Annotated in this window: 12 protein-coding genes; 9 read left to right on the top strand and 3 right to left on the bottom strand. The window is 59.9% G+C overall.

Features of this window, described 5'->3' with window-relative positions; genetic code table 11:
* Positions 1 to 30 precede the first annotated feature (30 nt).
* Positions 31 to 1,221 (bottom strand): NO-inducible flavohemoprotein, encoded by a 1,191-nt coding sequence (gene hmpA, locus ACJ8IM_RS22415; RefSeq protein ID WP_033648924.1) that lies wholly within the window; start codon positions 1,219 to 1,221, stop codon positions 31 to 33.
* Positions 1,222 to 1,578: 357 nt separating this feature from the next.
* On the opposite strand from hmpA, the gene glyA reads away from it, so the two are divergent.
* Together glyA and ACJ8IM_RS22405 are read left to right on the top strand one after the other, a co-directional pair.
* Positions 1,579 to 2,832, top strand: coding sequence for a serine hydroxymethyltransferase (gene glyA, locus ACJ8IM_RS22410; RefSeq protein WP_004941389.1), 1,254 nt, complete (start codon positions 1,579 to 1,581; stop codon positions 2,830 to 2,832).
* A gap of 156 nt (positions 2,833 to 2,988) precedes the next feature.
* A complete protein-coding gene (locus tag ACJ8IM_RS22405) occupies positions 2,989 to 4,134 on the top strand; it encodes a 3-phenylpropionate MFS transporter (RefSeq protein WP_033654288.1) in 1,146 nt (381 codons plus the stop codon).
* On the opposite strand, the gene csiE is transcribed toward ACJ8IM_RS22405, so the two are convergent.
* Positions 4,135 to 5,400, bottom strand: coding sequence for a stationary phase inducible protein CsiE (gene csiE / locus ACJ8IM_RS22400; protein ID WP_033654286.1), 1,266 nt, complete (start codon positions 5,398 to 5,400; stop codon positions 4,135 to 4,137).
* Between the two features lie 182 nt (positions 5,401 to 5,582).
* Between csiE and ACJ8IM_RS22395 the strand changes: the two genes are divergently transcribed.
* Complete coding sequence (locus ACJ8IM_RS22395; protein WP_049194926.1) at positions 5,583 to 6,218, top strand: DUF1007 family protein; 636 nt, start codon at positions 5,583 to 5,585, stop codon at positions 6,216 to 6,218.
* Complete coding sequence (locus ACJ8IM_RS22390; RefSeq protein ID WP_016929766.1) at positions 6,209 to 7,231, top strand: nickel/cobalt transporter; 1,023 nt, start codon at positions 6,209 to 6,211, stop codon at positions 7,229 to 7,231. Before ACJ8IM_RS22395 ends, ACJ8IM_RS22390 begins: the two co-directional genes overlap by 10 nt.
* A 55-nt stretch (positions 7,232 to 7,286) precedes the next feature.
* Here the strand turns inward: ACJ8IM_RS22390 and suhB are convergent, their stop codons facing one another.
* Positions 7,287 to 8,090, bottom strand: a complete 804-nt coding sequence (gene suhB / locus ACJ8IM_RS22385) for an inositol-1-monophosphatase (RefSeq protein WP_004941400.1) — start codon at positions 8,088 to 8,090, stop codon at positions 7,287 to 7,289.
* Positions 8,091 to 8,209: 119 nt separating this feature from the next.
* On the opposite strand from suhB, the gene trmJ reads away from it, so the two are divergent.
* The 5 genes from trmJ (at position 8,210) to iscA (ending at position 11,690) form a co-directional block, all read left to right on the top strand.
* Positions 8,210 to 8,944 carry a tRNA (cytosine(32)/uridine(32)-2'-O)-methyltransferase TrmJ gene (trmJ, locus tag ACJ8IM_RS22380; RefSeq protein ID WP_025303916.1) on the top strand — a complete coding sequence of 245 codons (735 nt, stop codon included), beginning with the start codon at positions 8,210 to 8,212 and terminating at the stop codon, positions 8,942 to 8,944.
* 193 nt (positions 8,945 to 9,137) lie between these two features.
* Complete coding sequence (iscR, locus tag ACJ8IM_RS22375) at positions 9,138 to 9,632, top strand: Fe-S cluster assembly transcriptional regulator IscR (protein ID WP_004941404.1); 495 nt, start codon at positions 9,138 to 9,140, stop codon at positions 9,630 to 9,632.
* A gap of 54 nt (positions 9,633 to 9,686) precedes the next feature.
* Positions 9,687 to 10,901, top strand: a complete 1,215-nt coding sequence (gene iscS / locus ACJ8IM_RS22370; RefSeq protein WP_033654284.1) for a cysteine desulfurase — start codon at positions 9,687 to 9,689, stop codon at positions 10,899 to 10,901.
* A gap of 24 nt (positions 10,902 to 10,925) precedes the next feature.
* Positions 10,926 to 11,312, top strand: a complete 387-nt coding sequence (iscU, locus tag ACJ8IM_RS22365) for a Fe-S cluster assembly scaffold IscU (protein WP_033635600.1) — start codon at positions 10,926 to 10,928, stop codon at positions 11,310 to 11,312.
* Positions 11,313 to 11,366: 54 nt separating this feature from the next.
* Positions 11,367 to 11,690, top strand: coding sequence for an iron-sulfur cluster assembly protein IscA (gene iscA, locus ACJ8IM_RS22360; protein WP_004941410.1), 324 nt, complete (start codon positions 11,367 to 11,369; stop codon positions 11,688 to 11,690).
* Positions 11,691 to 11,701 lie beyond the last annotated feature (11 nt).

The following is an 11,701-nucleotide window of genomic DNA, read 5'->3' as shown; positions in this document are numbered from 1 at the left end:
GCGCGGTCTGACGGCCGCGCTCCGCAAGCATTACAGCACCTTATGCGGGCCGAAGCATTCGTAGTGGATGCGCTCGGCCTCTACGCCCATTTCCAGCAGCTGTTTACCCACGAACTGCATGAAGGCCACCGGGCCGCAGAAGTAATAGTGCATCTGCGGATCGGCCAGGCTGCCTTGCAGCGCGCTCAAATCCATCAATCCGCGGCTGTGGTAGTCGCGGCCTTCCACGTCATCGGCGCCCGGCTCGCGGTACCACACATGGCGGCTCAGATTCGGCATGCGCCCGGCAATATCCGCCACTTCATCGGCAAAGGCGTGCACGCCGCCGTTTTCCGCCGCGTGCAGCCAGTGGACCTGCGCCTGATGCTGGCTGTCGTGCAGGGTGTTGAGCATGCCGAGCATCGGGGTTTGGCCGACGCCGGCGGAGATCAGCGCCACCGGCGTGGTCGGCGCCACGTCGAGGAAGAAGTCGCCGTGCGGCGGGGCGATGTAGATCACGTCGCCTTCCTGCGCCTGCTGGTGCAGGTAGTTGGACACTTTCCCCTGATCTTCGCGCTTCACCGCGATGCGGTAGAACTCGCCGTTCGGCGAGGTGGTCAGCGAGTACTGGCGAATTTCCTGATGTTCCAGGCTGTCGTGCTTGATGTAGACCGCCAGATACTGCCCCGGTTTGAAGTCCGCCACTCGGCCGCCGTCCACCGGCGCTAGCACGAAGCTGCAGATCACGTCGCTCTGCGGCTGTTTCTTCAGGATGCGGAACGCGCGCAGATCGCGCCAGCCGCCGTTGTCGGTTTCACTCTGCTGATAAATCTGTTCTTCACGCTGGATAAATACGTTGGCCAGCACGCCGTAGGCTTTGCCCCAGGCGTCCAGGACTTCCTGACCCGGGCTGAACATTTCGTCCAGGGTCGCCAGCAGGTGACCGCCGACGATGTTGTACTGCTCCGGCTGGATATTGAAGCTGGTGTGCTTCTGCGCGATGCGCTCCACCGCCGGCAGCAGCGCCGCCAGGTTCTCGATGTTGGCGGCATAGGCGCAGATGGCGTCGAACAGCGCCTGACGCTGATCGCCGTTGCGCTGGTTGCTCATGTTGAAAATGTCTTTCAATTCCGGGTTGTGCGCGAACATGCGATCGTAAAAGTGGGCGGTCAGCTTCGGCCCGGTCGCAGCCAGCAGGGGAATGGTGGATTTCACGGTGGCGATGGTTTGGCTATCCAGCATGGAAGCGCTCCTTGGGTTGGGATCTTGACGATAATTGTAATGATGTATTTTAAATGCATCTTATTGGGTTCCGCGTCGCTTGTAAATACCCTTGTTTTCGTTGCGGTGTTCTTCGGGCGTCGATCGCGCTCACAGAACATGAAAAAAGCGCATCGTTCGCATGAGGAAATGTCCGTTGATAAACGACGGTGTTTCGCGGATCAAAGCCTTGCGCCACCTTATGCCAATCGTTTGCGTAAAAACCTCTGTCAAGACCTATCTTCGGTGGGGCGAAACGGTTTACACTGTGGCCCAGAACCCAAACGGGTAGTTATTTGGTGATTTTTTAGTTAGCTGATTTAAGTCAGGAGATGCCGGATGTTAAAGCGTGAAATGAACATTGCCGATTACGATGCGGAACTGTGGCGTGCCATGGAGCAGGAAGTGGTGCGTCAGGAAGAGCACATCGAGCTGATCGCGTCTGAGAACTACACCAGCCCGCGCGTGATGCAGGCTCAGGGTTCCCAGCTGACCAACAAATACGCTGAAGGCTATCCGGGCAAGCGTTACTACGGCGGCTGCGAATACGTGGATATCGTTGAGCAGCTGGCTATCGATCGCGCCAAAGAATTGTTCGGCGCCGATTACGCCAACGTGCAGCCGCACTCCGGCTCCCAGGCTAACTTCGCCGTATATACCGCGCTGCTGCAGCCGGGCGACACCATTCTGGGCATGAACCTGGCGCACGGCGGCCACCTGACCCACGGTTCCCCGGTCAACCTGTCCGGCAAACTGTATAACGTGGTGCCTTACGGCATCGACGACAAAGGCCAAATCGACTATGACGATCTGGCCAAGCAGGCGCAAACCCACAAGCCGAAAATGATCATCGGCGGCTTCTCCGCTTACTCCGGCGTGGTTGACTGGGCCAAAATGCGCGAAATCGCCGACAGCATCGGCGCTTACCTGTTCGTCGACATGGCGCACGTGGCGGGCCTGATCGCCGCCGGCGTCTACCCGAACCCGGTACCGCACGCGCACATCGTCACCACCACCACCCACAAAACCCTGGCGGGCCCGCGCGGCGGCCTGATCCTGGCGAAGGGCGGCGACGAAGAGCTGTACAAGAAGCTGAACTCCGCCGTGTTCCCTGGCGGCCAAGGCGGCCCGCTGATGCACGTGATCGCCGGCAAGGCGGTGGCGCTGAAAGAAGCGATGGAGCCTGAGTTCAAGGTTTACCAGCAGCAAGTGGCGGTCAACGCCAAGGCGATGGTGGAAGTGTTCCTGCAGCGCGGCTACAAAGTGGTCTCCGGCGGCACCCATAACCACCTGTTCCTGCTGGATCTGGTCGACAAAAACCTGACCGGTAAAGAAGCGGACGCCGCCCTGGGCCGCGCCAACATCACCGTCAACAAAAACAGCGTGCCGAACGATCCGAAAAGCCCGTTCGTCACCTCCGGCGTGCGTATCGGCACCCCGGCCGTCACCCGTCGCGGCTTCAAAGAAGCCGACGTGCGCGAACTGGCCGGTTGGATCTGTGATGTGCTGGACAACATCAACGATGAAGCCACCATCGAACGCACCAAGAAGAAAGTGCTGGATATCTGCGCCCGCCTGCCGGTTTACGCGTAATCCCGCTTTCGCCCTATAAAACCCGCTGCGGCGGGTTTTTTTGTGGCCGCTCGCGGCAAACTGTGAGCTGTCTGGCACTCTAACGCATTGAAGTGGAATGAAGATTGCGGGTCGGTGTGAGCTCTGTCAAAGTATTGCCCTCACTCCGGAGGGATCATGGTTCTGCAATCCACGCGTTGGCTCGCGCTCAGTTATTTCACCTACTTCTTTTCTTATGGCATCTTCTTACCGTTCTGGGGCGTGTGGCTGAAAGGCGAGGGCATCGCGCCCGAAACCATCGGCATGCTGCTCGGCGCCGGCTTGGTGGCCCGCTTCCTCGGCAGCTTACTGATTGCGCCCCGCGTTAAAGATCCCTCTCATTTAGTCTCCGCCCTGCGCCTGCTGGCGCTGCTGACCCTGGCCTTTGCGGTCGGTTTCTGTTTCGGCAACGGCTGGGGTTGGCTGATGCTGGTGATAGCGGGTTTCAACCTGTTCTTCTCGCCGCTGGTGCCGCTGACCGACGCGTTGGCCGCCACCTGGCAAAAGCAGATCCGTATGGACTACGGCCGGGTGCGGCTGTGGGGCTCGCTGGCGTTCGTCATCGGCTCGGCGCTGACCGGGCAGTTGGTGGCGGTGTGGGGCCATAACGCCATTCTCTACAGCCTGATCTTCAGCGTGCTGGCGATGCTGCTGGGCATGCTGTTGAAGCCGAGCGTCATGCCGCAGGGCGAAGCGCGCACGCACAGCGGAACCGAACGTTCGCTGTGGGCGCTGCTGAAAGAAGGGCCGGTCTGGCGCTTCCTGCTGTGCGTCACGCTGCTGCAAGGGGCGCACGCCGGCTACTACAGTTTCGGCTCCATTTACTGGCAGGAGGCCGGCTATTCGGCCTCGACCATCGGCTATCTGTGGTCGCTGGGCGTGGTGGCGGAGGTGATTATTTTCGCCAGCAGCAACGTGCTGTTCCGCCGCTGGAATGCGCGCAACCTGCTGTTGCTCTCCGCCTGCTGCGGCGTGTTGCGCTGGAGCCTGATGGCCTACAGCACCGAGCTGGGCTGGCTGCTGCTGATCCAGATCCTGCACTGCGGCACTTTCACCGTCTGCCATTTGGCGGCGATGCGCTTTATCGCCGCGCGTCAGGGGCAAGAGGTGATCCAACTGCAGGCGGTGTATTCGGCGCTGGCGATGGGCGGCGGCATCGCCGTCATGACGGTCATTGCCGGGTTCCTGTTCGAACATTGGCAGGGCGGGGTATTCTGGGTGATGGCGGCGGTCGCGGTGCCGGCCTTGTTCATCCGGCCGCCGGCGGTCAGCGTCAGCCGCTGATTAAGGGGCTTCCAGCAGCGCGCGGATCGCCTGGCGCTGCCGGGTTTCCAGCGGTAGTTCGGTATAGACCAGCGGCGGGTGCGGATCGCTGTGCACCGCCGCATAAGGGGTGATCACCAGCGTGATGCCCTGCGGCGCGCCGCCGCGCAGATAGTCGCTCAGCGGCAGGTACTTGATGTTCAGCGGCAGCAGCGTGAGCTCTCGGATCTGATATTCCACTTCCTCTTCCAGCTGCGGGTTGTCCAGCGTCAGCAGCAGCACCTGCTTTTCCTGCAGCGCGTTGTCCTGCATCAGCCAGGCGCCGAAGCTGATGGCCACCAGACCCGCCTCCTCGTTGGAAAAATGCACGCCGTACTCCTGCTCCAGCGGTTTCAGCGCTTCCTGCGTGGTGCGCATCAGCCGCGGGTATTTGCGCACCACTTCTTCCAGCAGCATATTGTCGATGCCGATGGCGAAACGGCAGCGCTCCAGCGCCGGCGCCAGATGGGCGAACAGCTGGCTGACCAGCTCCGCCTTGCTGCTGAAGGCCATGCCGGAAAGTTGCTGGAAGCGCTCGACCATGCTGTCGATCGCCACCATCAATCTCCGCTCTTGCGCTGAGTCGTTGCTGTGGTAGCTGTGATTTTTCAACATGGTGAAGGTCAGCGCCAAAAAATCGCGCTCGTCTGCCTGCGGCGGCTGGTTAAACAGCCGGTTGCAGGCCTGATGCAGCCAGGCGGCGGCCTGCTGTTCCGGCTTTTTCCGCAGCCAGTCGCGTTGAACCGCGTCGAAACGCGGATGCTGCTGCAGGCGATTTTGCCAGGCGCAGTAGAGCAGGTAATGCTGCAGGAATTGGCGGTCGCGCGCATCGAAGTGGCGGCTGAGCAGCGGCTCGCAGGCGTCGATCGCTTCTGCCAGCGCAGACGCCGGGGCGGCATCGGTCGCCAGCGCTTGCCGCAGGCGCGGGGCGAAATCGCCTTCGACAAACCGCGGGCTGCAGCGCAGGGCCCGCCGCAGCCAGTGGATGAGGCACAGGCGTTGGTCGAGCGCGCTGCCCCGCAGTTGGTAGCCATGGTCGGGATCGACGGCGATCTCCAGGTGATGGAAACGCTGGATTTCACTGGCCACCTCGGCTATATCTTGCCGGGTTATCGGGGGGGCGACGCCGTTGATTCGGCTTAGGGTCTCCAGCTGTAACTCGGGCTCCGGCGTGTACAGCATCAGCAGCAGATGGCAGCGCCGTTGTTGTCCGGAGAGCTCGGGCACGGGAGAGGTGTCCAGGCTCATTATCACCTTCCGGCATAAAAGGTTGCGATTATGCCTAAGCATAGCAAAAGGCTTTGTGACGGCAGGATTACCGCGCGGCTTTTACTTCGGCTTACAACTTTCGTCACAAATATCGCCGGGAGAGGCGGGCCGTTAGGCATCTATTTGTGTTACGTTATAACAAATGCAGGTAAGACAGGATAATGATGAAGTTACGTCGTCTTTTGGCTGCCTTCGGCGCCGTGTTCAGCGCCGGTGCGATCGCTCATCCGCACAGCTTTATTGACATGAATACCACCTTCGTCGCCAAAGACCAGCGGCTGGTCGGCCTGAAAATGGTGTGGGTGATGGATGAAATCACCTCGGCGGATCTGCTCTACGATGCGAAAAACGCCAAGAGCGATTCGGCAGTGTGGAAAAAACTGGCGGCGGAAGTGATGGCCAACGTGCTGGGGCAGCACTATTTCACCGATCTTTACCGCGACGGCAAACCGGTGAAATACCTGAACTTGCCCAGCGAATATCACCTGTCGCGCCAGGGCAATCAGGCGGTGCTGGAGTTCGTGCTGCCGTTGGCCGAGCCACAGCCGCTGGCGGGCAAGCCGTTCGAACTTTCTACTTACGATCCGACTTATTTCGTGGATATGACCTATAAAGACCAAAATGCGCTGCATCTGCCGCCGGAGATGGCGCAGCTGTGCAGCTACAAGCTGATGACGCCGAAGCCGAATGCGTCGCTGCAGGCCTATGCGCTGTCGCTCGACAAGAACGACTCGCCCGGTGAAGACCTGGCGCTGGGGCAGCAGTTCGCCCAGCGGGTGACGCTGCAATGTCGTTAAATCTCTCGCAACCGACGACGAGCCGGCGCCACTGGGCCTTCGGCCTGTGGCCGCTGCTGCCGTTCACGCTGGCGCTGGCGGCCGCCGCGCTGCTGGCGTGGCACTATTGGCCGCAGCTGCTGATGCAGAGCGTGGTGTGGCAAAAAGCGCTGCACCAGCAGATGGCGGGGCTGTTGCAGCAGGTGAAGGCCGCGCCGCAGCAGGCCGGGCTGGCGCTGATGCTGTTCAGCCTCGGCTATGGCGTCTTGCATGCGCTCGGCCCCGGCCACGGCAAAGTGGTGATCGCCACCTACCTGGCTACCCATCCGGCGCGGCTGAAAAGCAGCCTGAAGCTGACCTTCGCCGCCTCGCTGGTGCAGGGTGGGGTAGCGATCGCGCTGGTCACGCTGATGCTGGTGGTATTGCAGCTCTCTTCGCGCCAGCTGCACCAAAGCAGTTTCTGGCTGGAGAAGGGCAGCTTTATTCTGGTGATGCTGCTTGGCGTGCTGCTGAGTTGGCGCGCGCTGAAACGCCTGTTTGCGGCGATCAAGGCGATGCGCCCGGCGCCGGCGCTGCGCATCAACAGCCTGACGCCGCTGGCGGCGGATCATGTGCACAGCGCCAATTGCGGCTGCGGCCACCGGCATCTGCCGAGCGACAGCGAGCTGCAGGCGGGAAGCGACTGGCGCACTCAGGCCGCCATCGTGCTGGCGATGGGCATGCGCCCCTGTTCGGGGGCGATTTTGGTGCTGCTGTTCTCCAAAGTGATCGGCGTGTTCGGCTGGGGAGTGATCTCCGCGCTGGCGATGGCGTTCGGCACCTCGTTGACCATCTCGATGCTGGCGCTGCTGGTACATTACAGCCGCCGGCTGGCGGTGCGCCTCAGCCGTTCGCGCGCGCCCGCCGCCTGGAGCGCGGTGGCCTGGGGGGCGTTGGCGCTGGCCGGCGGCCTGATCCTGCTGGCCGCCGGGCTGTTGCTGTACGTCAGCGCGCAGCCGGAATTCGGCGGCGGCATCCGTCCCTTCTCCCGCTAACGGGCATAAAAAAAGCGCTGCATCGGCAGCGCTTTTTTCGATTCGCTTCTGGCGATTAACGCTTCAGCGCTTCGCTCAGTTCTTCACGCATGGTGGCCAGCATGGCTTTCACTACGCGCGGGTTGCCTGCCACCACGTTGCCGGAGCTGAAGTGGTTGTGGCCGCCGACGAAGTCGGTCACCAGGCCGCCGGCTTCACGCACCAGCAGTTCGCCCGCGGCGAAATCCCACGGCTTCAGGCCGATTTCGAAGAAACCGTCTACGCGGCCGGCGGCCACATAGGCCAGATCCAGCGCCGCGGAACCGGTGCGGCGGAAGTCTGCGCACTGGGTGAACAGCTTGCCGACGATGTTGATGTAAGGCGTTGCGTGCTGTTTGACCTTGAACGGGAAGCCGGTCGCCAGGATGGTGCCATCCAGATCTTTGGCGTTGGTGCCGCGCAGGCGGTAGCCGTTGAGCTGTGCGCCCTGGCCGCGAGTGGCGGTGAACAGTTCGTTGCGCATCGGATCGTAAACCACGGCCACTTCAGTACGGCCTTTGATGCGTACGGCGATGGAAACGGAGAAATGAGGGAAACGTTTGATGAAGTTTGCAGTGCCATCCAGTGGATCGATCACCCATTGCACATCGCGATCTTCGCCGATCAGCTCACCGCGTTCTTCGCTCACGATACTGTGTTGCGGATAAGACTTGCGGATGACGTCGATGATCAGATGCTCTGCATCGCGATCGACGTTGGTGACGAAGTCATTGGTCCCTTTCTGGCTCGCTTCTACAGCGTCCGGGGTTTCGTAGTTTTTGGCAATCAGGTTACCGGCCTTGCGCGCAGCGCGCACGGCGATAGTCAGCATCGGATGCATGGGTATCTTCCAACTAGGATGTTAAAGAACAGGAAACGGCGCGAAGTATAGCAGCTGTTCGGCAAATTGCCTACGGCTGTGTTAAGATGCTGCGATTTTCCGCCACGCTCAGAGTTTGTATGCTGCACAATATCCGCATTGTTCTGGTAGAGACTTCACATACCGGCAACATGGGCTCGACCGCCAGAGCCATGAAAACCATGGGTTTAACCAACCTTTATCTGGTTAATCCGCTGATCAAACCCGATTCTCAGGCCATCGCCCTGGCCGCCGGCGCCAGCGACGTGATCGGCAACGCCACTATCGTCGACACCCTCGATGACGCCATCGCCGGCTGTAGCCTGGTGGTGGGCACCAGCGCACGTTCTCGCACCTTGCCGTGGCCGATGCTGGAGCCGCGTGAATGCGGCGTGCGCGCGGTGCACGAGGGCGAACACGCGCCGGTGGCGCTGGTGTTCGGCCGCGAACGCGTCGGGCTGACCAACGATGAATTGCAGAAGTGCCACTACCACGTCGCCATTCCGGCCAACCCGGACTACAGCTCGCTGAACCTGGCGATGGCGGTGCAGATCCTGGCGTATGAAGTGCGCGTGGCTTACCTCGATCGCCAACAGGCGGGCGCGCCGCAGCTGGAAGAGACGCCGTACCCGCTGGTGGATGACCTCGAGCGTTTCTATCAGCACCTGGAGCAGACGCTGCAGCGCACCGGCTTTATTCGCCCGTCCCATCCGGGCCAGGTGATGAGCCGCCTGCGTCGGCTGTTCACCCGCGCGCGCCCGGAAGGGCAGGAGCTGAATATCCTGCGCGGCATGCTGACGTCGATCGAGAAACAGGATAAACATCAAGGTAATTAATTGATGTGGCATAGCGGCGGGTGACAATAGTATTAGTTATCCAAAGGTTATAACATGTATTTTATATACCTTTGTTCTTGCTAAGTTCAAAACGTGCTAATACTTGAGTTAATTACTAGGTTAAATAGTTGACTGTTTTACTCAGGAATGTCAGACTTTCGGCCATATTTGACCAACAGGTAACCATTGAGCTATGAGACTGACATCCAAAGGCCGTTATGCCGTAACCGCTATGCTCGACGTAGCGCTGCATTCCCAGGAAGGGCCGGTGCCACTGGCGGACATTTCCGAACGCCAGGGTATTTCGCTCTCTTATCTGGAACAATTATTCTCCCGTCTGCGCAAGAATGGCCTAGTGGCCAGCGTGCGCGGCCCGGGCGGTGGTTATCTGCTGGGTAAAGACGCGGGTGAGATCGCCGTTGGCGCTGTCATCACTGCCGTCGATGAATCGGTAGATGCAACCCGGTGCCAGGGCAAAGAAGGCTGTCAGGGCGGCGATCGCTGCTTGACCCACGCCCTGTGGCGCGATCTGAGCGAGCGCATCAGCGGGTTCCTGAACAACATTACGCTGGCAGAACTGGTCAACAACCAGGAAGTGCTGGTGGTGGCGGATCGTCAAAACAACGATACGCGCCGCACGGCCAACGGTCGTCCGCAAGAAACTATCAACGTTAATCTGCGCGCATAAGCAGCTGGCGAAATTATTTTAGTTTTTGGAAGTGATGTACGGAGCACAAGAGCAATGAAATTACCGATTTATCTGGATTACTCAGCAACGACGCCGGTTGACCCGCGCGTTGCTGAGAAGATGATGCAGTTTTTGACCCTGGACGGCACTTTCGGCAACCCGGCTTCCCGTTCCCACCGTTTCGGTTGGCAGGCGGAAGAGGCGGTAGACATCGCCCGTAACCAAATCGCCGAACTGGTGGGCGCCGACCCGCGCGAAATCGTCTTCACCTCCGGGGCGACCGAATCCGACAACCTGGCGATCAAAGGCGCTGCCAATTTCTACCAGAAAAAAGGCAAGCACATCATCACCAGCAAAACCGAACACAAAGCCGTGCTGGACACCTGCCGTCAGCTGGAGCGCGAAGGGTTCGAAGTGACCTATCTGGCGCCGCAGAGCAACGGCATCATCAGCCTGCAGGATCTCGAAGCGGCGCTGCGCGATGACACCATTCTGGTCTCCATCATGCACGTCAATAACGAAATCGGCGTGGTGCAGGACATCGAAGCGATCGGCGAAATGTGCCGCGCGCGCGGTATCATCTACCACGTTGACGCCACCCAGAGCGTGGGCAAACTGCCTATCGATCTGAGCAAGCTGAAAGTCGATCTGATGTCGTTCTCCGGCCACAAAATCTATGGCCCGAAAGGCATCGGCGCGCTGTACGTGCGCCGCAAGCCGCGCATCCGCATCGAAGCGCAGATACACGGCGGCGGTCACGAGCGCGGCATGCGCTCCGGCACCCTGCCTGTCCACCAGATCGTCGGCATGGGCGAAGCTTATCGCATCGCCAAAGAAGAGATGACCGAAGAGATGGCGCGTCTGCGCACCCTGCGCGATCGTCTGTGGAACGGCGTGAAAGATATGGAAGAAGTGTATCTGAACGGCGATCTGGAGCACGGCGCACCGAACATCCTGAACGTCAGCTTCAACTACGTTGAAGGCGAATCGCTGATCATGGCGCTGAAAGACCTGGCCGTTTCCTCCGGTTCAGCCTGTACCTCCGCCAGCCTCGAGCCGTCCTACGTGCTGCGCGCGCTGGGCATGAGCGATGAATTGGCGCACAGCTCGATCCGTTTCTCCCTGGGGCGTTTCACCACGGAAGAAGAGATCGACTACACCATTCAACTGGTGCGTAAATCCATCGGCCGTCTGCGCGATCTGTCTCCGCTGTGGGAGATGTTCAAGCAGGGCGTGGACATCAACAGCATCGAATGGGCGCATCATTAATTCTCAGGTTTCAGGAGCAAGGTCATGGCTTACAGCGAAAAAGTAATCGATCATTATGAAAACCCGCGCAACGTGGGTTCCTTCGACAACGAAGATCCTACCGTCGGTAGCGGCATGGTAGGGGCGCCGGCTTGCGGCGACGTCATGAAGCTGCAAATCAAGGTTAACGATGAAGGCATCATCGAAGACGCGCGCTTTAAAACTTACGGCTGCGGTTCCGCCATCGCCTCCAGCTCGCTGGTGACCGAATGGATGAAAGGCAAGTCGCTCGATCAGGCTGAAGCGATCAAAAACACCCAGATCGCCGAAGAGCTGGAATTGCCGCCGGTCAAAATTCACTGCTCGATCCTGGCTGAAGACGCCATCAAAGCAGCGATTGCCGACTATAAGAGCAAGCATAGCGCCGAGTAATTTGTCTGAGTCGGCCCGGCCACGCCGGGCTTTGATTTGAAGTGTGAGGTTGTGATGTCTATTACCATGAGCGACAGCGCTGCGCAGCGTGTTCAGGCGTTTTTGACGAACCGCGGCAAGGGTCTCGGCCTGCGTCTGGGAGTGCGAACTTCCGGCTGCTCCGGAATGGCCTACGTGCTGGAATTTGTTGACGAAGCCAACGATGACGACATCGTGTTTGAAGACAAAGGCATCAAGGTGATCATCGACGGCAAGAGCCTGGTTTACCTTGACGGCACCGAGCTTGATTTCGTTAAGGAAGGCCTGAACGAAGGCTTCAAGTTCAACAACCCGAACGTCTCAAGCGAATGCGGCTGCGGCGAGAGTTTCAACGTCTGACAGTCCATCAT

Source organism: Serratia sp. CY33525 (assembly GCF_052169115.1).
Lineage (GTDB): Bacteria > Pseudomonadota > Gammaproteobacteria > Enterobacterales > Enterobacteriaceae > Serratia > Serratia sarumanii.
This window is presented reverse-complemented; position numbering and strand designations above follow the sequence as displayed.

What these genes read in the sequence shown, in the direction of transcription:
- hmpA (WP_033648924.1), bottom strand. Translation starts at nt 1,221, where the DNA reads ATGCTGGATAGCCAAACCATCGCCACCGTGAAATCCACCATTCCCCTG.
- ACJ8IM_RS22405 (WP_033654288.1), top strand. Translation starts at nt 2,989, where the DNA reads ATGGTTCTGCAATCCACGCGTTGGCTCGCGCTCAGTTATTTCACCTAC.
- trmJ (WP_025303916.1), top strand. Translation starts at nt 8,210, where the DNA reads ATGCTGCACAATATCCGCATTGTTCTGGTAGAGACTTCACATACCGGC.
- iscA (WP_004941410.1), top strand. Translation starts at nt 11,367, where the DNA reads ATGTCTATTACCATGAGCGACAGCGCTGCGCAGCGTGTTCAGGCGTTT.
- iscR (WP_004941404.1), top strand. Translation starts at nt 9,138, where the DNA reads ATGAGACTGACATCCAAAGGCCGTTATGCCGTAACCGCTATGCTCGAC.
- iscS (WP_033654284.1), top strand. Translation starts at nt 9,687, where the DNA reads ATGAAATTACCGATTTATCTGGATTACTCAGCAACGACGCCGGTTGAC.
- ACJ8IM_RS22390 (WP_016929766.1), top strand. Translation starts at nt 6,209, where the DNA reads ATGTCGTTAAATCTCTCGCAACCGACGACGAGCCGGCGCCACTGGGCC.
- suhB (WP_004941400.1), bottom strand. Translation starts at nt 8,090, where the DNA reads ATGCATCCGATGCTGACTATCGCCGTGCGCGCTGCGCGCAAGGCCGGT.
- ACJ8IM_RS22395 (WP_049194926.1), top strand. Translation starts at nt 5,583, where the DNA reads ATGATGAAGTTACGTCGTCTTTTGGCTGCCTTCGGCGCCGTGTTCAGC.
- glyA (WP_004941389.1), top strand. Translation starts at nt 1,579, where the DNA reads ATGTTAAAGCGTGAAATGAACATTGCCGATTACGATGCGGAACTGTGG.
- csiE (WP_033654286.1), bottom strand. Translation starts at nt 5,400, where the DNA reads ATGAGCCTGGACACCTCTCCCGTGCCCGAGCTCTCCGGACAACAACGG.
- iscU (WP_033635600.1), top strand. Translation starts at nt 10,926, where the DNA reads ATGGCTTACAGCGAAAAAGTAATCGATCATTATGAAAACCCGCGCAAC.